The organism is Mesorhizobium sp. L-8-3, from assembly GCF_016756615.1.
Classification (GTDB): Bacteria; Pseudomonadota; Alphaproteobacteria; order Rhizobiales; family Rhizobiaceae.
The window spans coordinates 871,368-895,261 of sequence record NZ_AP023262.1; the positions used below are offsets into that span (position 1 = coordinate 871,368).

21 protein-coding genes and 2 pseudogenes are annotated in these 23,894 nt (G+C 64.5%); 10 read left to right on the forward strand and 13 right to left on the reverse strand.

What is annotated here, in order from left to right; translation table 11 throughout:
* Together JN302_RS04025 and uraD are read right to left on the reverse strand one after the other, a co-directional pair.
* Complete coding sequence (locus JN302_RS04025; protein WP_202331906.1) at positions 1–993, reverse strand: TRAP transporter substrate-binding protein; 993 nt, start codon at positions 991–993, stop codon at positions 1–3.
* 12 nt (positions 994–1,005) lie between these two features.
* Positions 1,006–1,557 (reverse strand): 2-oxo-4-hydroxy-4-carboxy-5-ureidoimidazoline decarboxylase, encoded by a 552-nt coding sequence (gene uraD, locus JN302_RS04030; RefSeq protein WP_202331908.1) that lies wholly within the window; start codon positions 1,555–1,557, stop codon positions 1,006–1,008.
* Positions 1,558–1,667: 110 nt separating this feature from the next.
* Between uraD and JN302_RS04035 the strand changes: the two genes are divergently transcribed.
* Both JN302_RS04035 and JN302_RS04040 read left to right on the forward strand, forming a co-directional pair.
* Positions 1,668–2,612: a LysR family transcriptional regulator gene (locus JN302_RS04035; RefSeq protein ID WP_202331909.1), complete on the forward strand. Its 945-nt coding sequence runs from the start codon at positions 1,668–1,670 to the stop codon at positions 2,610–2,612.
* A 446-nt stretch (positions 2,613–3,058) separates the two neighbouring features.
* Positions 3,059–4,843: a patatin-like phospholipase family protein gene (locus JN302_RS04040; protein ID WP_202331911.1), complete on the forward strand. Its 1,785-nt coding sequence runs from the start codon at positions 3,059–3,061 to the stop codon at positions 4,841–4,843.
* On the opposite strand, the gene JN302_RS39875 is transcribed toward JN302_RS04040, so the two are convergent.
* The 3 genes from JN302_RS39875 to JN302_RS04055 form a co-directional block, all read right to left on the reverse strand.
* Complete coding sequence (locus tag JN302_RS39875) at positions 4,840–5,175, reverse strand: methyltransferase (RefSeq protein WP_202331913.1); 336 nt, start codon at positions 5,173–5,175, stop codon at positions 4,840–4,842. The two genes, JN302_RS04040 and JN302_RS39875, sit on opposite strands and share 4 nt — an antisense overlap.
* 3 nt (positions 5,176–5,178) lie before the next feature.
* A complete protein-coding gene (locus JN302_RS04050) occupies positions 5,179–6,951 on the reverse strand; it encodes an adenylate/guanylate cyclase domain-containing protein (protein WP_342215917.1) in 1,773 nt (590 codons plus the stop codon).
* A gap of 190 nt (positions 6,952–7,141) precedes the next feature.
* Positions 7,142–7,618, reverse strand: a complete 477-nt coding sequence (locus tag JN302_RS04055) for an Lrp/AsnC family transcriptional regulator (protein WP_202331917.1) — start codon at positions 7,616–7,618, stop codon at positions 7,142–7,144.
* Between the two features lie 130 nt (positions 7,619–7,748).
* Here JN302_RS04055 and JN302_RS04060 point away from each other — a divergent pair, with 130 nt between their 5' ends.
* Positions 7,749–8,165 (forward strand): DUF2000 domain-containing protein, encoded by a 417-nt coding sequence (locus JN302_RS04060; protein WP_202310220.1) that lies wholly within the window; start codon positions 7,749–7,751, stop codon positions 8,163–8,165.
* A 299-nt stretch (positions 8,166–8,464) separates the two neighbouring features.
* Here the strand turns inward: JN302_RS04060 and JN302_RS04065 are convergent, their stop codons facing one another.
* Positions 8,465–9,235, reverse strand: coding sequence for a pyrroline-5-carboxylate reductase (locus JN302_RS04065; protein ID WP_202331919.1), 771 nt, complete (start codon positions 9,233–9,235; stop codon positions 8,465–8,467).
* 608 nt (positions 9,236–9,843) lie between these two features.
* Positions 9,844–10,743, reverse strand: a complete 900-nt coding sequence (locus JN302_RS04070; RefSeq protein WP_202331921.1) for a LysR family transcriptional regulator — start codon at positions 10,741–10,743, stop codon at positions 9,844–9,846.
* 137 nt (positions 10,744–10,880) lie between these two features.
* On the opposite strand from JN302_RS04070, the gene JN302_RS04075 reads away from it, so the two are divergent.
* On the forward strand, positions 10,881–11,654 hold the full coding sequence (locus JN302_RS04075; protein WP_202331923.1) for an SDR family oxidoreductase: 774 nt from the start codon (positions 10,881–10,883) through the stop codon (positions 11,652–11,654).
* A gap of 268 nt (positions 11,655–11,922) precedes the next feature.
* On the opposite strand, the gene JN302_RS04080 is transcribed toward JN302_RS04075, so the two are convergent.
* Positions 11,923–12,504, reverse strand: coding sequence for a TetR/AcrR family transcriptional regulator (locus tag JN302_RS04080; protein ID WP_202331925.1), 582 nt, complete (start codon positions 12,502–12,504; stop codon positions 11,923–11,925).
* A gap of 92 nt (positions 12,505–12,596) precedes the next feature.
* Here JN302_RS04080 and JN302_RS04085 point away from each other — a divergent pair, with 92 nt between their 5' ends.
* Positions 12,597–13,505, forward strand: coding sequence for an SDR family oxidoreductase (locus JN302_RS04085; protein WP_202331927.1), 909 nt, complete (start codon positions 12,597–12,599; stop codon positions 13,503–13,505).
* Between the two features lie 20 nt (positions 13,506–13,525).
* Here the strand turns inward: JN302_RS04085 and JN302_RS04090 are convergent, their stop codons facing one another.
* Positions 13,526–14,539: a DUF3616 domain-containing protein gene (locus tag JN302_RS04090; protein ID WP_202331929.1), complete on the reverse strand. Its 1,014-nt coding sequence runs from the start codon at positions 14,537–14,539 to the stop codon at positions 13,526–13,528.
* Positions 14,540–14,911: 372 nt separating this feature from the next.
* On the opposite strand from JN302_RS04090, the gene JN302_RS04095 reads away from it, so the two are divergent.
* A complete protein-coding gene (locus JN302_RS04095; protein WP_202331931.1) occupies positions 14,912–15,868 on the forward strand; it encodes a helix-turn-helix transcriptional regulator in 957 nt (318 codons plus the stop codon).
* Between the two features lie 56 nt (positions 15,869–15,924).
* Positions 15,925–16,051 (forward strand): annotated as a pseudogene (locus JN302_RS38910) (gluconate 5-dehydrogenase); the annotation flags it as partial.
* Between the two features lie 78 nt (positions 16,052–16,129).
* Here the strand turns inward: JN302_RS38910 and JN302_RS04100 are convergent.
* Positions 16,130–17,578 carry an NAD-dependent succinate-semialdehyde dehydrogenase gene (locus tag JN302_RS04100; RefSeq protein WP_202331933.1) on the reverse strand — a complete coding sequence of 483 codons (1,449 nt, stop codon included), beginning with the start codon at positions 17,576–17,578 and terminating at the stop codon, positions 16,130–16,132.
* Positions 17,579–17,663: 85 nt separating this feature from the next.
* Positions 17,664–17,939: pseudogene (locus JN302_RS04105) on the reverse strand (acyl-CoA dehydrogenase family protein); the annotation flags it as partial.
* Between the two features lie 543 nt (positions 17,940–18,482).
* Between JN302_RS04105 and JN302_RS04110 the strand changes: the two are divergent.
* From JN302_RS04110 to JN302_RS04120, 3 genes are read left to right on the forward strand one after another with little or no spacing between them, the layout of a single operon-like run.
* Positions 18,483–19,919 carry a cytochrome ubiquinol oxidase subunit I gene (locus JN302_RS04110; protein ID WP_202331935.1) on the forward strand — a complete coding sequence of 479 codons (1,437 nt, stop codon included), beginning with the start codon at positions 18,483–18,485 and terminating at the stop codon, positions 19,917–19,919.
* 2 nt (positions 19,920–19,921) lie between these two features.
* The gene (gene cydB, locus JN302_RS04115; RefSeq protein ID WP_202331937.1) at positions 19,922–20,929 is read left to right on the forward strand and encodes a cytochrome d ubiquinol oxidase subunit II; all 1,008 of its coding nucleotides are present in this window, start codon (positions 19,922–19,924) and stop codon (positions 20,927–20,929) included.
* A complete protein-coding gene (locus tag JN302_RS04120; protein WP_202310231.1) occupies positions 20,929–21,063 on the forward strand; it encodes a DUF2474 domain-containing protein in 135 nt (44 codons plus the stop codon). The genes cydB and JN302_RS04120 overlap by 1 nt, the downstream gene beginning before the upstream one ends.
* Before the next feature lie 31 nt (positions 21,064–21,094).
* Here the strand turns inward: JN302_RS04120 and JN302_RS04125 are convergent, their stop codons facing one another.
* Together JN302_RS04125 and JN302_RS04130 are read right to left on the reverse strand one after the other, a co-directional pair.
* On the reverse strand, positions 21,095–22,483 hold the full coding sequence (locus tag JN302_RS04125) for an aminotransferase-like domain-containing protein (RefSeq protein ID WP_446720738.1): 1,389 nt from the start codon (positions 22,481–22,483) through the stop codon (positions 21,095–21,097).
* A gap of 209 nt (positions 22,484–22,692) precedes the next feature.
* Complete coding sequence (locus tag JN302_RS04130; RefSeq protein WP_202331941.1) at positions 22,693–23,793, reverse strand: saccharopine dehydrogenase family protein; 1,101 nt, start codon at positions 23,791–23,793, stop codon at positions 22,693–22,695.
* Between the last annotated feature and the right edge of the window lie 101 nt (positions 23,794–23,894).

Here is a 23,894-nt window from a genome sequence, read left to right on the forward strand (position 1 = left end):
TCACATGCCGAGCCGGGCGATCTCATCCTTGAGTAGCTTCACCAACTCCGGGTCGAGACGGGATTTGGTGTCCGCTGCAACATCCGCAGTCTTTTCGCGCAGCGCGGCGGCCAGTTCGGGCGAGACCTCGGTATAGGTCATGCCCTTCCCGGTCAGCTGCGCGAGGCCGGCCGCGTCCTGTTCCGCTGCCAGTTCCCGCTGGTAGGCCACGGCGGTCGCCATCGCTTCCTTCACCATGGCCTGGCTGTTGGCGTCCAGAGCATCGAACCACTTCTTGTTGGCGACGACGGAGATGAAATCGAAGAAATGCCCGGTGTTCGAGACATGCTTCTGAACTTCAGCGTAGCCAGCGACATTGATGATGGCGAAAGGGTTCTCCTGGCCATCGATAACGCCCTGTTCAAGGGCGGAATAGAGCTCCTTGACGTCCATCGCGACCGGGCTGGCACCAAGCGCGCGGAAGGTGGCGAGATGCGTCTCGTTCGGCTGAAGGCGGATCTTGAGACCTTCGATGTCCTCGATCTTCTCGATCGGGCGGACATTGTTGGTGAGCTGGCGGAAGCCGAGCTCCATGTAGCCCATCGGGGTCATTCCTTCATCGGCCATTTTCGCGTCAAGCGCGGCGCCAACCGGCCCGTCGACGATAGCGAAGGCCTGTTCTCTGTTTTCGAACTGAAACGGCAGGCCGACGATTTCCAGCTCGGGCACGGTGCGGGTCAGATAGGCAGTGCCTACCCACATCAGTTCGATCGTGCCGATCTTGACGGCCTGGACATTCTCTGCTGCCCCGCCCAGTTGCTGCGCGGGAAAGATGTTCACGTCGATCTCCCCGTTCGACAGGCGTTCCAGCTCCTCCTCGAATTTCACCATGGCGAGGGAAGATGAATGTTCGGTCGCGAAATTGCCGGCGACGCGGATGGTGTCCTTCGCTTCGGCCATGACGGCCGTAAGGGCAATGGCGGTTGAGGCGACAAGAGGCAGCAGAATTCTCATGGCAGTTTACTCCTAGGTTGCGGCGGCGAGATTCTTGGGCGTCTGCGCGCCCATCCCGAAAGCGCGGGCGGCACGGGATCGGATTACCGAGGCGATCTCGGCCAGTGTGGTGATGTGCTCTTCAAGCGGCGTAGCGGCGAGGCGGCGCTCGAAGGTGGCGAAAAGCGAGCGCAGGTTCTCCACGCGGTGCAGTGCAATAATGAACGGATGGCTGAAGCGGGCCCGGTAGGTAGCGTTCAGACGGGTCAACCGCGAGGCTTCGGCGGCCGACAGAGCCAGCAGGCCAAGGCGTCCCTGTTCGCCGGTCGAAGCCTCAGTCATCCGCCCTTCTGCCGCCTCCTTTCCTGCCAGTTCAGGATGGGCATTGAACAGCGCGACCCGTTGACCGGGTTCGGCGCGGAGGATCGTTTCGACCAGAGCCCTGGCCAGCGCCTCGTCACAGGCAAAAGGGCGCTGATCCACAGTTGCCGCAGCGACCCAGGGCGAACATTCTACCAGTGGCTCGATCATCGCGAGCGCGGCGGTGCGGGGTGCGGTGTTGAGGATGTCGAGCGTGGACGTCATCGGGTAGCTGGCCGTCTCCATCTATGCCTGATTGACGCTAGCCGCATTGCTGCATTGCATTCCATGACATTATCGACAACTGTGCATTCTACTTTTTGGAATGATCGCTCATGTCGCTACATATTGTCCCGCGCGGTTTGCAATATATCGAGGCGGTTGCCGAGCACGGCTCGATCCAGGCCGCTTCGCGCGCTACCGGCATCGCCGCCTCGGCCATCGACCGGCAGATCAAGCTCTTGGAGGACCGGCTGGGTGTGCGGCTCTTCGACCGTATGGCGACCGGCATGTCCCTTTCGCCCGTGGGCGAGATGTTCATCGTGCTGGCGCGCCGCTGGAAAGCGGACGAGAACCGCATCTGGTCGGACGTCAAGCAGATGCAAGGCGTCGATCTTGGCCATGTCCGGCTCGTCACGATGGACAGCCTGGTGAACGGTGTCCTCCCGCGCTTTTTGCACCACATCGCCGAGGTCTATCCGAAAGTCCGCATCGATGTGGAGATCGCCACGCCAGATGACGCGGTTTCCACGCTTGACGCAGGTGATGCGGATGTCGCGCTGACATTCAACCTGCGCGTGCCGCGGGACGTTCACGTCATCTGGAGCGCGGAACTGCCATTGCACTGTGTTGTTGCACCGGGCCACCCGCTGGCGGAGCACCGGCAGATCAGCCTGGCGAAAGTACGCGATCATGCCATCGTGGTGCAGAGCCCGGCGCTTGCGATCCGTCGTATCCTGGAGGCCCGGCACGGCTGGATGTTTTCTGAAAACCGTCCGCCTGTGGTCACCAATTCCCTGCAACTGTTGAAGCAACTCGTGGTGTCGGGCAGCCACGTCGCCCTAACCTCCGAACTCGACACTGCGCAGGAACTGCTCGAAGGCCGGCTCGTAGCCATCCCGGTGACCGGCCAGAACATTCTTCTGCAAAACATCGCTCTTGCCATAGACTCCCGCCGCGCCCTGCCGCGCATCGCGATCACGGTGGCTGAACTGCTGGCCGCCGACACCCAAAAAATGCTGGAAGAAGTCAGAGCGATTTTGCCCGAAGCGCGTTCATGAGAGCACACAGATTCTTGACTTGCCGAGCGGGTTTCGGGTTCTCGGAGAACTATGGACGGCCAGATCTCTGCTGATTGCCCATTTGACTTCACAATATAGGCCTGAGCGTCCAGGGCAGTGGAATCTGGTTTTGCGGAAGGGACTTTGAAGGGGCGCAGAGCGGCTCTGCGTCCCAAAATGCGACGTCCAATCAAAGAGCGGAGCCTCCCTCGAAGCGGACGTCAGCATCCTCCTGCTCGACCCCCGGCTGATTCCCGTGATGTCAGACGACCTGTCGGGGACAGGCATGAGCTTCTCATCGCGTTGAACCAGTCCATCGATCATCGCGTAGGGCTGCAAACACCGGTCTCACAAGCTACCATTGCGCAGGAGCAAACGCGTCCCGAGGATTGGCTCAGATGTCATTCGTCGATTCTCTCGCAGCGAGACTGTTGTCGGCGACATTGATGTTCGATCGGGCGTCGTTGCTGGCGCTCGAGGCTTTGGCTGCCGACTCCGACCGCCGGGTCCTGAGACGCGGCGAAATTCTGGTTCGCGAAGGCGATGCATCGGACAGGTTTTTCATCGTGCTGTCCGGTCGATTCACGGTACACACAGGAGGCTCGACCGGCTCGGTCGCCGAGATCGCACAGGGTGAACTGGTCGGTGAAGTCGGTTTCTTCGCAGGACTGCCCCGCACGGCCACCGTCCTTGCAGCGCGCGATTCAATCGTCCTCGAAATCAGTCGCGATCATTTCGAGAAGGCGGCCGAGACCCTGCCGAGCCTGAGAGCGGCGGTCACGACATTTCTTGCGCGCCGGTTTGCCACCCTTCCGAGTTCGCTGCCCATCAAGAAACCTGCCAGAATCCGAACACTTGCGGTCATTGCAGCCGGTGGGAGTCGCATCTCACCGCTGTTCATCCGGCGCCTGCAGCAAGCATTCGACCTGACCACCTGCGCTCGCTTCGTTTCCCGGCTCGACATCCACGCCCGGTTCGCCGGTCTTCCGTTCGACGACCAGGCGATCCTCAACTGGTTGAACGAACTGGAGGCGGAAGCCGATTTCATCATCTATGTCGCCGATGAAGACCCAAGTGAATGGACCCGAGTCTGCATTCGCCAGGCGGATAGCGTCCTCTTGCTTGCCGACGCGTCCTGCTCGCCCCGCCCGAACCCGTCCGAGGAGCTGGCTGTATCGGTCCATCCACCATCCGCCGGGCGGCTGGTCCTGATTCACGAACATCGCACGGCAGCGGTCTCCGGTACCTCCGCATGGCTCGATGAGCGTCCCCATATTGGCCACCATCATCATGTTGCGCTTGACGACGGGTCTGATTTCCAGCGCCTGGTTCGATTTGTTTCCGGCAAGGCACGGGGCTTCGTCGCGGCCGGGGGTGGGGCCCTCGGCAGCGCCCATCTGGGCGTCTACAAGGCCTTCGTCGAGGCGGGTGCTCGCTTCGAATATCTCGGCGGGACGAGCTCCGGAGCGGCGATGATGGCGGGCTTCGCAAAAGGGCTCGATGCCGAGCAGATTGATCGAGGCACGCACAACATATTCATCAAGAGCCGAGCGTTTCGCCGTCTTACCTTGCCGCATTTCGCGCTTCTGGATCACAAAGCGTTCGATCGGGCCCTTCGCGAAGAATATGGTGAGGTTCTGATCGAGGATCTTTGGCTGCCGTTCTTTGCGCTTTCGACCAATCTGAGCTGCCGTGAGCCCCATATCCACCGTCGTGGAAAGCTCTGGCATGCCGTTCGGGCGTCCGGCTCGATCCCGGGTGTCCTACCCCCGTTCTTCACCGCTGACGGCGATATGCTGGTTGACGGCGCCATCATGAACAATCTGCCGCTGGAGCAGATGAGGGAGCTCAAGACCGGACCCAATGTCATCGCGAACCTGCGGGCGAGTGCACCGCAAAAATACGACATAGACTATGACCGCATCCCCGGAGCTTCCGAACTGGCGGTCGGCTTGCTGAACCCTTTGCGTCGTGCCCGCATGCCTCAAGTCCCCAGCATGCTTCAGGTCATCGCCGCCAGCATGCTGGTACACCGGCCGCACGACATCGCCGTCGGCGAAGAGGATGTCGTGGTCTGTCCGCAACTTTCCAGCACGATCGGCTTCATGGACTGGAGCCGGCATTCCGAGTTGTTTTCGGACAGCTACCACGGCACGGCCCGATGGATCGAGGAACGCCTGCGCCAGAACGACCCACGGCTCCGGGCGGTGCTCGACGCCGGGCGCGCTTAGCGCACTCGCCTTTGGCCGGAAACTCCTTCTATCACCGTGACTGGCATCTGCGTCGGTACGATCCGGGTCAGCCTGGAACCGGTCGATTCACGAAGGCCCCGGAATTCGGCTTTCCCGCGCCGGCGGCCGTCAGTGCAGACACGTTGATATCGTTGGCGGTGGAGTCGCGGCTCTCGTCCGGCTGGTCGATGCGCGGTGGACACCTTCGATGATCGACTGCCTGGCCTCGGCGCCGTCGGACGACGGCAGATCCTCAAAATTGCATCGGCACGGTCGTCGATCCAGTCGTGGATAGCGTGCTTCAGGAGGCAGGCATCCGCGCGGACGGGCACTGCCTATTTCGGCAGGCCGGCCTTGGCAAGGCCCTCGACGAAGTGGTCCCAGTCGGAGGGGTTCTTGTAGGGCAGAACGCGCGCCTTTTGTTCCAGCGAGTATCCAGGGTTGACGGCCAGCACTTCCTCCCACAGCTTTCGGGCCTCCTCGATGCGGCCGAGATGACCATAGGCCGAGGCGAGCAAGGTGCGCGAAAGATCGGTGTTCGGCTGCCTCCGTATGCGCTCACGCAGATAACGCGCCGCCGTCTCGTAGTCGCGCTTCATGAAATAGGCGTGGCCGAGGAAATGCAGCCACATGTCCGGATAGCGCGGATCGAGCCGCACGGCCCTTTCCAGGTTCTCGACGGCGGCGTCGTGATCATGCATGTAGACCAGAATATTGCCGCGCGTAGCCAGCAGTTCCGCGTCGTTGGGCGCCAGCATCGTTGCCCGGTTTATCTCCTTGCAACAGGCCTCCATATCGCGCTTCCAGAGCAGCGCCACCGCAAGCGCCCGGCGGGCGAGCGGATCGTTCGCGTCGAGCTCGACAGCCCGGCGGGCCATCTGGAGGGCGCAGTCGATCGAGGCGTCGGGGCTGTCCGACCAGCCATTGGTGTAGGCCATGATATTGGAGAAGGCGAGACCGACGTGGGCGGAGACGAACCTCGGGTCGATCTCGCGCGCGCGCTCGAACATCGCCATTGCCCTCTCCATGTGCACCCGGTCGAGATTGTTCATGATCGTCTCCCGACCACGCAGCACCAGGTCGTAAGCCTCGACATTGGCGGAGGGCGTGCTGCCAAGCCGGTCCTTTTCCTTGAGGTCGAGACGCACCTTCAGCTCGCCGACGATGCTCATGGTGATCTCGTCCTGTATAGCGAAGATGTCCTCCAGCACGCGATCGTAGCGTTCGGCCCAGACGTGGGCGCCGGTGCGCCCGTCGATGAGCTGGGCGGTGACGCGTACCCTGTTGCCGGCCTTGCGCACGCTTCCTTCCAGCACGTGGCGCACGCCGAGCTCGCGCGCTGCCTGTTTCACGTCGACGGCGCGGCCTTTGTAAGTGAATGAGGAGTTGCGTGCGATCACCATCAGTGAAGAGATCTTTGAAAGATCCGTGATGATGTCCTCGGTGATGCCGTCGGAGAAGTAGTCCTGATCGGCGTCTCCACTCATGTTGTCGAAGGGCAGAACGGCGATCGACGGGGCTTCGGCGATTACCTGCCGTGCCGGCCGGACGGCGACTTCCGCTTCGCCACCGGTGACAGGCTCGCCGAAACGGACGCTGAAGGTTCTCACCGGCTCGGCCAGGTTCTTTACCTCGCGCAGGCCGCCATCCTCGAAGTCGAGGTCGAGCTTGTCTTTCACCTGGTCGTAGACGGTCGCCGAGATGCAGATGCCGCCCGGCTGGGCAATGCCTTCAATGCGCGCCGCGACATTCACCCCGTCGCCGAAGAGGTCGTCGCCCTCGACCACCACGTCGCCGACATTGATGCCTATGCGAAGGTACATACGCTCGCCGTCCGGGCCGCCGCCATTCGCGGCGATCTCGCGCTGTACATCGACGGCGTACTGTACCGCGTCCACGGCCGAGTGGAACTCGGCGAGAAAACCGTCCCCGGTCGACTTCACGAGCCGGCCGCCGAACTCGGGCAGGCGAGGGTTGATGATGTCGCGCTGCAGATGCGTCAGCCGCGCCAAGGTCGCGGCTTCATCAGCGCGCATCATGCGGCTGTAGCCGACAATGTCGGCCATCAGAATGGCCGCTAGCCTCCGCTGCAGGCGAAGCTGGTTCACGCGTTCGGCCCCTTCCTCGTATGATTCCTTTCGATACCTGGCGACCGGCATAGGCGATATCCTCAGGCCGGTCGAATGGTTTCGCCCGGTTCATATGGCGGTGCCACAGCTACGGAACAAGAGCCCCAGGCGCCGAACCGGACCAGTTTTCGCCTGCCACCGGCAGGCGCAGGCGGCAGCATGCTGACCTTCAGCCGGCGTTCCCGATCGGAAAACCTCGGAACGGCTTGACCTCCTTCAGCACGAAGGTCGTCTGCATTTCCTTGATGCGCGGCAGCCGTCGGACGACCTTCATCGCGAAATCCGCATAGGTGTCGAGGTCGCGTGAGACGACCTGCAAGAGGAAGTCGGCGTCGCCCGCGATGCTGTAGCAGGCGACGACTTCGTCGAGACCCATGACATCGCGCGCGAACGCCTCTGCTTCCGTCTCGCTGTGGCTGTCGATCTTCACCCTGATGAAGGCCAGGACGCCGAGGCCGATCTTCCTGCGGTCGAGAACGGCCATGTAACTGTGGATGACACCGCTTTCCTCGAACTGCCGGACGCGCCGCCAGCAAGGGGACGTCGAAAGCCCCACCTCGCCGGCGAGCGCCTGGTTGGTCAGACGGCCGTCCCGTTGAAGCGCGGTCAGAATGCGGATATCGGCGGGCTCCAGCGAAATCGGCATGTTCTACCTCACGATCATTGCTTCTCGGAAACCTCTACCGCGCCAGCCGTCTCATGGGGAGATAAAGGTATGATTGTCCCCATGATCGGATGTAGTTTCCCCGGAAACATTCGGGGTCAGCTGGAACACCATGCTTCAAGACATCCGCCTCGCCGTCGTCGTCAATCCCGACCTTCCGCTTGGTATCCTGTCCAACACGGTAGCGGCGATTTCGGTAGGCATCGGCGCCGCGCTACCGGTGCTCGGAGCTTGCCGGCTGACCGACAAAAGGCAGAACACGATCGACATCAGCTCGAATCGGCCCGTCCCGATCCTCCAGGCCGATCCGGCCACCATCAGGACGCTGATGCTGAAGGCGCTCGCGTGGCCAGAGGAGCGGGCGGTCGTTCCGTTCCCGTCTTTCGCAAGATCGCTCCATGACTACGCCGACTACGAGGCGACCTTTCCTGGACGGAACCTCGAAGAAGAGGCGATCGACGGGCTCGGCATTGCCGGCCCGGCCAAATGGGTGAAATCGCTCACCGGCTCTCTGAAACTGCTGAGATAGCCCCTCGGCTGCCGCGCCGGTCGGACACCGGCGATCCAGCTGGCGAAGGTCACGATCTGTCTCACGAATGAAGGCCCCCCCGGTTTCCCGGCGCCCGGAGCGGGCGGCACCCGATGATCGTCAAGGCGCCGGGCGCACCGGGATTGCTCGCCTGGATCGAACGCGTCGCGGTCGCTTGAGCTCGAGGCCGGACGGCGGCGCACCACTGCGATGTGCCGTCCATCCGTCCCGGCGGCCGCAGCGGTCGGTCCAGCCAGTGCCGCCGTAGCCGCCTGTCTCGCGGGCCGCAACAATGCGACTCAGCATCCCGAGATGCGCCTGTGCACCCCGTCCAGGCTTTCCGCAAATGCATCGAACAGGTTCCGGGCCGTGAGTTCGCGCAGGACCTGCTCGTTGATGCCCCCGCGCGTCGCATATTCTCCCGCCAGGTCCATGAAGCCCGCATGCGGTGTGGTTTCGGGGGCGTGCGCCAAAGCTTTGAAAAGGCTGGCCACATAATCCCGCGCCTTGGAGTCCGCCACGCCGTGGCCCTCCAGCCATCCGTGGATTGTGTCGAGAAATTTGAAGTAGCTGGCAAATGTCGCGGTGGCGACGGCGAGGGCGTCGAACTCGCCCGCGTCCTCGACCTCGATCACCTTACCCAGCCTGCCGAACAGTTTCGCTGCGGCCGGGTCCGGCGGAAAAACGATCGTCGGTCCCTGCCTGTGCGCCACCATGGGCATGGGAAGCGCCTTCGTCACATGCTCCGCGGGAGCGATCAGGGCCGCGACGTCCTCGCGGGAGAGCGTGGCGATCAGGCTGACGACGTGATGGCCGCGACGGAACCGCAACTCCCGGAGCACCGCATGCGCGATCTGGGGCCGGACAGCGAGCATGACGGTATCGCAATCGTCGAGGACCGCCTGGTTGTCGGTTGCGACGCGCACGTCAGGATAGCGGGACGCCAGGCCGGCGGCGATTTCTTCGTTGCGAGGCGACAGGAGAATTGTGACGGAATTGTCCGCGACGGATTTTAGGCCTGCGACGATCGCGGATGTCAGCGCGCCTGTACCGATGAAGCCGAGTTTCATTGGGCGTCCTTTGCCGTTGGTTTCCGCGCGATCGCCTGAACGACCGCGTGGTCGGCGGAAAGGTCAGGCGGTACGGTCAGGCATATTCGCCCGCAGCCATTGAAACCAGCCTTTTCGTCTTCCACACTTTTGCGACGCCAGGCCGAGCGAAATCAGGCCTCCGTTGATGCCGGACCGGCTTGCGTCGGCGAGGCGTGGTTGTTCGCGCTCGCGGCAAGCCGGGTCTCAGCCGATCTCGGAGCGGATGCGATAGGCGCAGCGACGCGCGCCGTGGATGATGTGCTCCGTCCGTTCAATGGCGCAATCGGGCCCCAGCATTTCGCGGAAGATGGCCGACCGGCAGAAACCCCTGGCAGACGCTGGCCGCCGCGCAGATCGGACGGTGATTTTCGATCAGCAGCCAGCCTTCGCCGTCCTCGGCTCGCGATACTCCGCCATATAGCCTTCGCGCGTCCTGATATCGGCGAGCTTCGCGAGCTGTTGCCTGGCATTCTCACCTGCGGTGCCGAGCGCGCTTCGCACTTCAAATGCTGGCCGCCCTCGCCGCCGCGAACAGGCGCTTGCGTCGAAAGCCGATCGGCTCTTCGTCACCCGGATCTCGACGGCCCTCACTGGACGGCCGCCTTCATCAGGGTCTCGAGCCAATCCGCGAAAAGCTGAAGCCGGCGTGAAAGGTGCCGGCGATGGGGGTAGAGGAGTGTCATCGGCATCGACGCCGCGCGCCACGCGGGCATGACCTCGACGAGTTCGCCGGCTTCGAGGTGGCGCCTGACGTCATAGGCGGGAATCTGGATCAGGCCGAGGCCCGCCAGGCAGCAGGCGATATAGGCTTCCGCGCTGTTGACGCTGACGCGGGCGCGCATCGGGACCGAGCGCCGGATGCCGCTCTCGAGCCACTCCCACTGCTCGACACGCCCGCTCGCCGGCGAGGCGTAGTTGACTGCCCAATGAGCGTCCAGATCTGTCGGGCGCTCCGGAACGCCATGACGCTCCAGATAGGCCGCGCTGGCGACATTGATCAGCGGCAGTTCGCCGATGGTGCGCGCGATAAGCCCGGAATCGGCAAGCGGCCCCACACGCAGTACGCAATCCACGCTGCCTTCGACGAGATCGACCGGCCGGTCGCCGAGGCCGAGATCGACATCGATTTCCGGATAGCGGTCGAGAAATTGCGACAGGGCGGGAGCGACGATCAGGCGGCCGACGCGCCCCGGCACATCCACCCGCAGCTTGCCCGATGGCCGCGAAGTCGTCTGCCGGAAGAGGCTCTCGGTCTCCTCGACATCCTCGATCAGTCGCTGGCAGCGCTCATAGAAGGCGGCGCCGTCCTGCGTCGGCGAGACCTTGCGGGTCGTGCGGTGGAGGAGTCGTGTCCCGACCTGGCCTTCGAGGTCCTGCACCGCAGCCGACACTGAGGAACGGGGGAGCCCGAGCGTGTCGGCCGCGCGCGTGAAACTCGAGCATTCGATGACGCGGGTGAAGATGCGAAACCGGTCAATACGGTCCAAGACGACCTCCAATTGTTCGTCCAGACTGACAAGTCCTGTCCGACTGGCCAGCTTTATCGTGAAATCCTAGACGGTATCGTTCCTTTATTGAAGCGGCTGCATGGCGCCGCCGCATCACCCGAAAGGAAGCCGAGGCCATGGCCGACCACAGCATCAGGGGCAAGACAGTCATCATCGCCGGCGGCGCGAAGAATCTCGGCGGGCTTATCGCCCGCGACCTCGCGGCACACGGCGCCAAGGCGATCGCGATCCACTACAACAGCCCCGGCGCGAAAGCCGATGCCGAGGCGACCGTGGCCGCGATCAAATCCGCCGGCGCGGAAGGTGTCGCCTTCCAGGCCGACCTCACCACCGCCGACGCCATGGAGAAGCTGTTTGCGGATGCCGTCGCCGCCGTCGGCCGGCCCGACATCGCCATCAACACGGTCGGCAAGGTCCTGAAGAAGCCGATCGTCGACATATCCGAAGCCGAATATGACGAGATGAGCGCGGTGAACGCCAAGGCTGCGTTCTTCTTCCTCAAGCAGGCAGGCAGGCACGTCAGGGACAACGGCAAGATCTGCACGCTGGTGACGTCGCTGCTCGGCGCATTCACGCCCTTCTATTCGTCCTACGCCGGCACCAAGGCACCGGTCGAGCATTTCACCCGCGCCGCCTCCAAGGAATTCGGCGAGCGCGGCATATCGGTGACCGCGATCGGCCCTGGGCCGATGGACACGCCGTTCTTCTATCCGGCCGAAGGCGCCGACGCCGTGGCCTACCACAAGACGGCCGCCGCGCTGTCGAACTTCTCGAAGACCGGTCTCACGGATATCGAGGACATCGTTCCCTATATCCGCTTCATGGTGTCGGAGGGCTGGTGGATGACCGGCCAGACCATCCTGGTCAACGGCGGCTACACGACGAAGTGATATGCCGCGGGCGGCCGGTGACGGCCGGCCGCCACGCGCCGGGAGATCTTCGATGTATCCCGCGAGAAAGACCCGCTACAGCGCCGAAAAGGTCGCGCGAATTCCCTCCGTCCTCGATTTCCGGGCCGATTCCAAAGGCCGCCAGGAACAATGCTTTCGACGCGCTTTTGCACGATTGCTTCCGCGACCTGCGACATTGAACGCTCTGGTCGGTGCAAGCCTCGCTATCAGCCATGACCAGTGAGGGCGGCCATATTCTGCGGGAACCTTATGCCGCCGTCGCAGGCTCAGAAAGAGCAAGCGCCGCAACGAAACGATCGAGGCTCTCCTCGACGAAGGCGGCAACGTCGACCTTCGGATCGAAGCCCCACCACAAGAGGGCTCCCTGCCATACCGAGGCCATCATGAGGCCGACGTCTGACGGGGCGGAAGGGATATCAGCGAAACAGTCGTCGAGCGCCCCGGTGAGGACCGCCTTCCATGCCGCGCCGCGCGCCCGCAGGACCGGATCGCGCAGGTCCTCGCGAAGCACCAGCAGGCCCTCGGCATAGGCCTCGATGCCGCCATAGTTTCCCGACAGTCCGACCAGCAGCCGGACCGCGCCGGCCGGCGTCTTCGGCAGCGCCGTGGCAAGCCGGGCGGTCTCGCCGTCGAGTTTGTCCCAGGCATGCAACAGCGCTGCGCGCTTCAGATCCTCCTTGCTGCCGAAGCGCTGGACCAGCGTGGCGGCGGAAAGGCCGCAGGCCTTGGCCAGGCTGGCGAAGGTGAGCGCTTCAGGCCCGCCGCCATGAATGATCTTCAGCGCGGCCTCCAGGACGTCTCTGTCGGGAAGTGTCTTCGGACGGGGCATCTTGACATCAATTTATAACCGAATAATCATTTATATATCCGATCTGACTGGCGGACGCCAGCCTGTTTGCGAGCTCAACCAGGAGAATTCCGATGACTCTGCAGGGAAAAATCGCTCTCGTCGCGGGTGCTACCCGCGGCGCCGGACGCGGCATCGCGGTCGAGTTGGGTGCTGCCGGCGCCACCGTCTATGTGACCGGTCGCACGACGCGCCACCGGCAATCCGAATATGCCCGGCCCGAGACGATCGAGGAGACGGCCGAACTCGTCTCGGCGGCCGGCGGCAAGGGCATCGCGATCCGTGTCGACCATCTTGTCGTCGAAGAGGTGCGTGAGCTGGTCGCGCGCATCCGCGCCGAGCAGCACCGGCTCGACATCCTCGTCAACGACATCTGGGGCGGCGAGACGCTGTTCGAATGGAACAAGCCGGTCTGGGAACACAATCTGGAGAACGGACTCAGGATGCTGCGGCTCGGTATCGACACGCATCTGATCACCGCGCATCACGCATTGCCGCTGATGATCGAGCGGCCGGGCGGCCTGCTGGTCGAGGTGACCGACGGCACCGCCGCCTACAATGCAGAGCACTACCGCCTCTCGCCTTTCTACGATCTTGCCAAGGTTGCGGTGAACCGCATGGGCTGGGCGCATGCCAAGGACCTCGCCCCGCATGGCGCGACCTCGGTATCGATCACACCCGGCTGGCTCCGTTCGGAGATGATGCTGGGGTATTACGGCGTCGAAGAGAAGAACTGGCGCGATGCCACCGCCAAGGTTCCGCATTTCGTGGTCTCGGAAACGCCGCGCTTCGTCGGACGCGCGGTCGCAGCACTCGCCGCCGATCCGGATCGGGCGCGGTGGAACGGCCAGTCGCTGTCCAGCGGCGGGCTGGCCCAGGTCTACGGCTTCACGGATCTCGACGGGTCGCGGCCCGACGCCTGGCGCTATGTGGTCGAGGTCCAGGATGCGGGCAAGCCGGCGGACGCGACAGGTTACCGATAGGCCGCCGCACCTGACGACATTCAAGGCGGGTCGGCGCTGAATTCCATCGGGCCGCCATTCATCTTGCCGTCGAACAGGACGAGGAAGCGATAGGCAGGTCCCTCATCCTGCAGCGTCAGCAGAACCTCCGCCTTGTCGTCGGGGCCGAGCCCCGGAAGGGCGCCGAGGGCGGTCGGTGCCTCGCCGGGCTTGCCGGTCCAGAACCAGACCGAAGGCGAGGGCGGATCCTCGCAGGTCGGGTTTCTGTCGTCGTCGCTTCGGCCTGCAAGGACGAGAACGCCACCGGAGACCGCGGCGAGATCGCGAATGCCGACGCAATCGCCGAGCGGCAGCGGATCGACGGTCGCTGGCGGCGGCGTGGTTCCGAACAGGTCCGCGGCCGCCACCCGCATCACGAAAGCCTCGCCGTCGATCGAAGGTCCCCGCAGGCCGAGCAGCATGTCGCCATTCAGGAATGCGATCCCCTCGATCGTAACGCCGTTCTCGTCGAGCGGCTTCTCCGCATGGTCGGCGAATTCAGCCTTCAGGGTCTCCCGCAACAGATCGGTTCGCTGGATTTCGGCGGCCGGCGTGTCGTCGTCGAAATGGAATGTCGGGCGCCCGCTGTGCGGATCGACCGGAAACCGCACCAGGAAGAATGCGGAGAGCCGGAGCGCGCCCTGCCGCCCGAGTCCATGGGATCCCACAACATAGAAATGGCCGTTCGGATCCATTGCCGTTGCCGGCACATAGGCCGCGCCCTCGGCATCCAGCTCCTTCATCTCGACGCCGCCGATTGTGCCGGGAAGCAGCCTGATGACCTCGGTCGGCACGATCGTGTCGTGGCCGAGATCGAAGAATTGCGCGTATTTCTTCTCGTCATTTACGGCGAGACAACGCCCTGCGACGCAGGCAGCGCCGCTGATCGACAGGCGTGCGTCGTCATCCTTGGCGAATTCGGGCACCACGGTCCAGCTTTCGCCCGACGGAACAATGTCCGCGCGGGCCGTTCCCATCGGCAACAGGACGACAAGCGCGACCGCAACAAGACGCATCGCAGCCTCCATGGCCTCGGCCTGGCTATCGGACAGGACCCTGTACCTTGCCTGTCTTCAGCTGGCCCCCAGGTCTGCCAATGGACCCGGATCTGTTGCACAACCTTATCTTAACCATGCTTTGAATCCACTATATTTTTCTCTTGGAGTGTGTTTTTTCACTTCACCTTCGAGTTTCAAATATTCTTTGGGCTCCCGCCGAGCACGGGTACCGATCGAAAACCTTTCGACTTAAAGTAATTCATGTTTCAAGGCCGCGAACGCGGCGACACAGGTTGGATACATTGCTCGATCAAAGTTCGCGATCGCGATTCCCCGGCACCCTTCAGAGACAGGCCGCCGCGGAAGACAAGCCGCAAGTCCAGGACGTCCATGCAACGCATCTCCTCCAGCGACCTTCCTCGGCAAAAGAAGCTCGCTTTCATCCATGAGTTCGTCTCGCAGCGGGTTGCCGGCCGGCGGTTCAAACCGCTCGACGACGACTTCCGGATCGATCTTGCGGCGCTGACGCTGCACGGACAGACGGTCGTCGGGGCGGCCCGCTACACGCCGATCGTCGGCATGCGCTCGCATGACCTGCTCTCGGATGGCCGGGAGGGCTATCTCCTGACGATCCACGACGCCACGCACGAGTTCTCCGCCGCCGGGAAGCCGACCATCAAGCCGGAGCCCGGCGATCTCACCCTGGTGAGCGACGCCATCGACTCGGAATTCCGGCTGCCGGCCACCGAGGTGAAGGTGGTCGCCGTCGCATGGCCGGGCCTCGCCAACCGCATCCCCCGCATCGACATGAGCCCTTTTTATCACATCCCACGAGACGCCCCGGGCATGGCCCTTTTCACCGCATATTCGGACCTCCTGCGGCAATATCCGCCGGAGAACGAAGCCCTCGCCCAGGCCGCCAACAACCATCTCAACGAACTGATCGCGCTGGTGCTCGGCGGCTTCGTCAAAGGCGGCACGGACCGCAACGAGCACAGCATTCGCGCCGCGCGGCTGGAACTGGTCAAGAAGGAGATCGAGGCGCGCCTGCGCGATCCCGACCTCAACATCGGCGCAATTGCGCGAAGCCACGGCGTCACACCCCGCTACATCCAACGGCTGTTCGAGGCCGAGGGCGTGACTTACTCGGAATACCTGCTCGAGCGGCGCCTCGAACTGGCGCTTGACCTGCTGCGTCAGGCCGAACCGCGCGACAGCCGGATGTCGGCAATCGCCTATGAGGCGGGTTTCTGCGACCTCTCTCACTTCAACCGCTGCTTCCGCCGACGCTACGGCACGACGCCGTCGGAGATACGCGCCGACGCCATGCGGCGGCGCGGGCTTTGACCCGGCCCGAGATTCGATCCCAATGGACGCGTGACCTTTACCAACCAGGCCCTCGTGACGATCCGGAGTTCTGGGATTGGCTGACCAAGCGCACTCCGGCCAGGCGCTGGCGCGAGGTCCCCGTCGAGCTTCGCCAACGGCCACACGCTTTATGTCGACGGCGGGATCAGCATCTCGCTGTGAGCCACCGTGGCTTCGCGAAAAAGGCGCTCCTGCCGCGCGGCGGAAGCGCCTGATTTAGCCGGCTTGATACCGATCAGATCAAAGGCGATGCATGGTGCTGACGAGTTTCGAGACCAGATAGGGCTCGATCGCCTCGGCGCCGCCTTCCGAGCCGTAGCCGGAATCCTTTATGCCGCCGAACGGCACTTCAGGCAAAGCGAGGCCGTTGTGGTTGATCGTGGTCATGCCGGCCTCGATGCGGCGGCCGAGCTCTTCCGACACGGCGGCCGAGCCGGCGAAGGCGTAGGAGGCGAGGCCGAACGGCAGGCGGTTGGCCTCCTCGATCGCATCCTCCAGCCCGTCGAAGCGGTTGATGATGGCGAGCGGGCCGAACGGCTCCTCGTTCATGACGCGCGCATCGGTCGGGACATTGGTGAGCACGGTCGGCTCGAAGAAATTGCCCTTGTTGCCGATGCGGCGGCCGCCCGTCACCAGCGTCGCACCGCGGTCGACGGCGTCGCCGATGAGGGCCTCGAGCGCCGGGATGCGGCGCTCGTTGGCGAGCGGCCCCATCTGCACGCCCTCTTCCAGGCCGTTGCCGACCTTGATGGCGCGTGCCGCGGAAGTGAAGCCGGAAACGAAGCCGTCGAACGACCCGTTCTGGACGAGGAAGCGGGTCGGAGAAACGCAGACCTGCCCGGCATTGCGGAATTTCGAGGCCGACAGCACCTTCACCGCGGCGCCGAGATCGGCGTCGTCGAAAACGATCGCCGGGGCATGGCCGCCGAGTTCCATGGTCGCGGGCTTCATGTGCCGGCCGGCCAGCGACGCGAGGTGCTTGCCTACCGGGGTGGAGCCGGTGAAGGAGATTTTGCGGATCACCGGATGCGGGACGAGATATTCCGAAATCTCGGCGGGCACGCCGTAGACGAGGTTGATCACACCGGCCGGCACGCCGGCATCGGCGAAGGCGCGGATCAGCTCGGACGGCGAGGCCGGGGTCTCTTCCGGTGCCTTGACGATGATCGAGCAGCCGGCGGCGAGCGCCGCCGAGAGCTTGCGCACCACCTGGTTGATCGGGAAGTTCCAGGGCGTGAAGGCCGCGACCGGGCCGATCGGGCGCTTCACGGCAAGCTGCGTCACGCCGGCGGCGCGCGCCGGGATGAGGCGGCCATAGGTCCTGCGCGCTTCTTCGGCGAACCAATCGATCGTGTCGGCGCCGCCGAGCGTCTCCATCGTCGCTTCGGCGAGCGGCTTGCCCTGTTCGCGCGTCATGGTCCAGGCGATCCGGTCGCGGCGCTCGCGCAGGAGCTCCGCTGCCTTGCGCATGATCTTGGACCGCTCGAAGGCCGACATGGCGCTCCATGTCCGGAAGCCGCGTTCGGCGGCCGCGAGCGCGGCGTCGAGATCGGGTCCGGTCGCATGCGCGACGGTGCCGATGGTCTCGCCGGTCGCCGGGTCGATGACCGGGATCGTCTTGCCTTCGGCACCGGCGCGCCACACGCCGTCGATCAGCAGCTGGGTATCTGGATAGGAGAAGGAGGTCATGTCGTCTCGTTTCCTTGCTTCGTCGATGGACCGCCCGAAGGTCGGGCGGCGGGCTTGAATGCTGGCGCGCCGAGGACGCGCGGCCTCAGAAGAACGCCTGCAATCCCGTCTGGGCGCGGCCGAGGATGAGGGCGTGCACGTCGTGGGTGCCTTCGTAGATGTTGACCGTCTCCAGGTCCTGCGCGTGCCGCATCACGTGGTAGCCGATCTGGATGCCGTTGCCGCCATGCATATCGCGAGCCTGGCGCGCAATGTCCAGCGCCTTGCCGCAATTGTTGCGCTTCACGATCGAGATCATCTCCGGCGCCATCTTGCCCTCGTCCACCAGCCGGCCAACGCGCAACGAGCCCTGGAAGCGGAGCCGGCCAGTTCTTCGGCTCCCCGACATGTTACGGCGGGAAACCCGCTTGCTTCAAATTGCCTCATCAGGGATGACCGGAGACGGCAAGGCGGTCGCGAGGCGTCCAGAATTGCACCTTATCCGGGGCATATCATACGCCTGCAGCGGCCGCTCCCGCCTGTTGTCAGGCTTACGATGCGCGGTCTTGTCGCCTATGCGGCGCGCCGGAGCGGCGAGACTATCCGCCCGCCGCGCGAGAGAAGCCGCAACCGGGGCGCGACATTCCGTCCGGGGCACCCACTCTTGCCGACCGGAGGCCGGGGACATATAATTTGCATACACTCCGATCAATTTCGCAGAATTGGTGAGTTGTATGGAATCGCCGATCAAGCTGACGCCCCTCGGGCTGCGATCATCGCGCGCAAGCGCGTCGACATTTCGCAACTCGGCGGCCAAGATAGGGCACTGTTCACGGCGCGCTCATCCCCAGCGAACGGGCGGCGCATATTCGGTATCGTTCAACAGACGCGCGACAGACCATCGCGCCTGCGAGAGGGGTCCCCGATGTTCGGCCTGACAGCCCTGGAACTGGCCCGGATCCAGTTCGGCTTCACCATCTCCTTTCACATCATATTCCCCGCCATCACGATCGGACTGGCGAGCTATCTCGCGGTGCTGGAAGGCCTGTGGCTCTGGAAGCGCGACCGCGTCTATCGCGACCTCTACCATTTCTGGTCGAAGATCTTCGCCGTGAACTTCGCCATGGGCGTCGTGTCCGGCCTGGTGATGGCCTATCAGTTCGGCACCAACTGGAGTTACTTCTCGGCCTTCGCCGGCAGCGTGACCGGGCCGCTGCTCGCCTATGAGGTCCTGACCGCTTTTTTCCTGGAGGCGGGCTTCCTGGGCGTCATGCTGTTCGGCTGGAACCGGGTCGGGCCGGGCCTGCATTTCTTCTCCACCGTCATGGTGGCGCTCGGCACGCTGATCTCGGCAACCTGGATCCTTGCCTCCAACAGCTGGATGCAGACCCCGCAGGGCTTCGAGATCGTCGACGGCGTGGTCGTGCCCGTGAACTGGATCGAGGTGATCTTCAACCCCTCCTTCCCCTACCGCCTCGCCCACATGACGATTGCGGCCTATCTTTCTACGGCGCTGTTCGTCGGCGCCGCGGGCGCCTGGCATCTGCTGCGCGGCAACGACAACAGGCGCGTGCGCACCATGCTGTCCATGGCGATGTGGATGGTGCTGGTGTCGGCGCCGGTCCAGATCCTGATCGGCGACCAGCACGGCCTCAACACGCTCAAGCATCAGCCGGCCAAGATCGCAGCCCTCGAGGGCCATTGGGAGAACAAGCCGGGGGAGGCGGTTCCGCTCATCCTTTTCGGATGGCCCGACATGGAGGCCGAGGAGACGCGCTATGCGGTGCAAATCCCGCATCTCGGCAGCCTGATCCTCACCCACCGGTGGAACGGCCAGTTCCCGGGCCTCAAGGAGTTCGCACCCGAAGACAGGCCGAACTCGACCGTCGTGTTCTGGAGCTTCCGCATCATGGTCGGGCTGGGCCTGCTCATGCTGTTGCTTGGCGCGCTCGGCCTGTGGCTTCGCTGGCGGGACCGCCTTTTCGACACCAGGCTTTTCCTGCGCTTCGCGACATGGATGGGACCGGCCGGCCTGATCGCCATCCTCGCGGGATGGTACACGACCGAGATCGGCCGCCAGCCCTGGGTCGTCTATGGCGTGATGCGCACGGCCGACGCGGTGTCGAACCATTCCGCGCTGGCGATGAGCGCAACGCTTGTCACCTTCGTCGTGGTCTATCTCATCGTATTCGGCATCGGCACGCGTTACATGCTGAAGCTGGTCGCCAAGGGACCCGAAGATGAGGGTGAGGAGCATGCCGAAGGCGAAGGCTTCGCCGGACGGCCGGCCCGCCCGTTGTCGGCCGCGCATGGCCGGATGGACCCCCTCGCTCCGGCTCACGAAGACAGGAAAGGGCTCTAGCCATGGGCATCGATCTTCCGGTTGTCTGGGCCGTCATCATCGCCTTCGGCCTGATGATGTATGTGGTGATGGACGGGTTCGATCTCGGCATCGGTATCCTGTTCCCCTTCGTGCGCGACCGCGAGCAACGCGACGTGATGGTCAACACCGTCGCACCCGTGTGGGACGGCAACGAGACCTGGCTGGTGCTGGGCGGGGCCGCGCTGATGGCGGCCTTCCCGCTCGCCTATGCGATCATCCTCAGCGCGCTCTATCTGCCGCTGGTGCTGATGTTGCTGGGGTTGATCTGGCGCGGGGTGGCCTTCGAGTTCCGCTTCAAGGCTGACCCGCACCACAGGGCGTTCTGGGACCGGGCCTTCGCCGGCGGGTCCTATGTCGCGACCTTCTTCCAGGGTGTGTCGCTCGGCGCCTTCCTCAACGGTTTCCCGGTCGAGGACGGCGCCTATGCCGGAAGAGCGCTCGACTGGATCACGCCGTTCAGCCTGTTCACCGGGCTCGGCCTCGTCGTCGCCTATGCCCTGCTCGGCTGCACCTGGCTGATCATCAAGACGGAAGGTCCGCTCCACCAGCGCATGGTCGCGCTGGCACGGCCGGTGACGTTCGCTCTCCTGGCCGTCATCGGCATCGTCAGCCTGTGGACGCCCTTTGCCCATCCCGACATCGCGGAACGCTGGTTCAGCTTCCCCAACATCGTCCTCTTCTCGCCGGTGCCGGTGCTGGTCCTGGCCAGCGGCTGGGCGATGCTGCGCGTGCTCGACGCCAATCCACATGTCGCGCCCTTCGTGCTGGCGCTGTTCCTGCTCTTCCTCGGCTATAGCGGGCTCGGCATCAGCCTCTGGCCCAACATCGTCCCGCCCGACATTTCTCTCCGCGAGGCGGCGGCACCGCCGCAAAGCATGGGCTTCGCGCTGGTCGGCGCGCTGTTCATCATCCCCGTGATCCTCGCCTACACCGCCTGGTCCTATTACGTGTTCCGCGGCAAGGTGAAGCCGGGCGAGGGTTATCACTGATGGCGCCGGCCGAGACCTCCTGGCCGAAGCGGATCGGCTGGCTGATCCTGATCTGGACGGCAAGCGTGCTGGCGCTGGGCGCCGTGGCCCTGGTCTTCCGCCTGCTCATGAACCTCGCCGGCCTCACCGTCTGAGGCCACGGCGGACAGGAGGGGCCCGCCCGGTTCAGACCACCATGGACGACAGGCCGGGCGGCTGCGCCAGGAGGTCGGCGACGGCCCTCAGGCTTGCGGCCAGCGCCTGCTGGTCGGGCGCGGCACCAAGCCCCAGCCTGACGGCTTCCGGCGCCGGGCCCGAGACGCAAAAGGCGTCGCTGGTGACCACGCCGATGCCAGCCGAGCGGAGCCGCGAGGCGAAGTCGCCGCGATTCCAGCGGCCAGGCAGCGTCAGCCAGACATGGAACCCCTCGGGATCGGCGCGGACGAGTTCGGCCGGCAGGATGCCGGAAGCGATCTTCTGCCTCTGCCGGGACTCCTTCCGGATGGCGTCGAGCACCGCCAACGCCGTGCCGTCCTCGATCCACTGCGTGGCGACGGCCGCCGTCAGCGGCGAGGCCATGCCGGCCGTAGCGCGGATCGCACCCGCCAGAGGCGCGGTCTTTCCCGGCTCCGGCAGGACCAGATAGGCGACGCGCAGCGCCGGCGACACGGATTTCGCCAGGCCCGCGACATGATAGGCCAGATCGGGAGCGAGCGCTGCCAGGGGCGGCACCGGATCGGCCGGCAGCGCGCCATAGGCGTCGTCCTCGATAATTGCCACCCGATGGCGGCGCGCGATCGCGACGATGCGCTCGCGCCGGCCCAGCGACAGGGTCGACGTCGTCGGGTTGTGCAGTGTCGGATTGCAATAGAGCACCTTGGGCGCCGCCTGGCGGCAAGCCGTCTCGAAGGCTTCAGGAACGAGGCCTTCGTCATCCATCTCGATACCGACGACGCGAATGCGCAGATAATCCGCCACCGCAAGGAAACCGGGATAGGCGAGACCATCGGCACAGACCGTGTCGCCAGGGCCGGCGAGCGACCCGAGCAAGGCGAGCAGCGCGCCCTGCGCACCGGGACAGACGAGCAGCCGCTCCGGAGCGACGGCGCCCAGGCGCGGCGCCAGCCAGGCCGCCCCGGCGGCCTTGTCGAGAACGGAGCCCCCCGCCTCCTGGTAACGCATCAGGAGGCCGAGCCCGTCGCCCGTCTTGAGATCCGCGATATCATCCCACATGCGGGCCGCCAGCACGGCATCGTCGAAGCGCGGCGGCAGGTTCATGCTCATGTCGATGAGCCCGCTCCCCGCAGACGGCTCAGGCCGGGAGGGCCGGCGGGCGCGCACATAGGTTCCCTGGCCGACGCGTCCTTCGACCAGGCCGCGCTTGCGAGCCTCCGCATAGGCGCGACTCACCGTCGTGAAGTCGATGCCCAGCCGGTCGGCGAGCGTCCGCTGCGGCGGCAGCCTCGTTCCCACGGGCAGTCGGCCGGCCGCGATGTCGACCGACAGCGCATCGGCGATCGCGAGGTAGAGCGGCCCTGCCGCCTTGGAGATCGAAGGAGACCAGTCCGCCGCCATATCCGATACCATGCTTTCCATATATATGCATGATGTATGCCTTGTGTGGCAAGGCAAGTGCAAAGGCGGCGGGTTTCTCGGTATCTTCGGCATGATCGAGCAGCGGTCCAAAAAGCGCCAGTCCTGGCGCTGCACGCCACGACTGGCGCGCAACAAGACCGGCGCCACGAGGGCGCCGGCATGGCATGGATCAGGCTGCTGCGGTCTGCCTACGCGGCCAGATGAGTCATATTGGACAGCGCATAGTTGCGGCCGAAACGGTTGGCCAGGAAAACGTCGAGGGCGATGTCCTCCTGCCGGATGAAGCCGCGCGACGGCAGACGGCCTTCCGCTAAAAGATCGAGCACGGCGCAGATGCCGGAAGCCGTGGTGACCTGGATGGCGCTGCGCAGATGGGCGCCGAACTGCCGGCTGTAGACCTTGTTGGCGTAGGTCTCCTGCAGGAGCCGGCCGTTCCTGTGACCGCTGACCGTCACGAAGATCACCACGACGTCCTGCATGGTCGCCGGGACGGCGTTCTCGAGAATGTCCTTCAGCACTTCGCGGCGGTGGCGCAGGCCGAGGTCGTTGAGCAGGGCCTTCATGATCGCCGCATGGCCGGGATAGCGGATGGTGCGGTAGTTCAGCGTGCGCACCTTGCCCTTGAGCGTGTCGGCGAGCGTGCCGAGGCCGCCCGAGGTGTTGAACGCTTCATAGGTGATGCCGTCGAGCGAGAACTCCTCGCGCTCCTCCATCGGCGGCACTTCGACCAGCTCGCCCTCGACGATCGCCTCGCAGGGTTCGCAATATTCGTTGATGACCCCGTCGGTGCTCCAGGTGAGATTGTAGTTGAGCGCATTGGACGGATATTGCGGCAGCGCGCCGACACGCATGCGCACACTCTCCAGCCTGTCGAAACGCTTGGCGAGGTCGTTCGCCACGATCGAGATGAATCCCGGTGCCAGCCCGCATTGCGGGATGAAGGCCGACTGCGCAGTCGCGGCCAGTTCCTTGGCGCGGCGCGTGCTCGCCACATCCTCGGTCAGGTCGAGATAGTGCACGCCGGACCGGGCGGCCGCCTCGGCGATGCTGGTGGTCAAATGGAAGGGTGCCGCACTCAGCACTGCGAACTTGCCCGACAGCACGCCGTCGAGCGCACCGGGCTCGGAGATCTCCGCCTGGTGTGTCGCGACGCCTTCGCCGACTTCAAGCGCATCGAGCTGTGCCTGTGAATTGTCGACCACGGCGACACGATAGTCGCCGCTGCCGGCCAGCATGTCCGAAACGACCGATCCGATCTTGCCCGCGCCAATAACAACGACGTCCTTCATCCGAACCGCTCCCGGAATTCCTGTTCAATATCTGAAGACTACTCCCGGCCCATGACGGATAGGAGTGGCGGTTTGCGCAAAGAGAAGGTAAATTTTGCGCA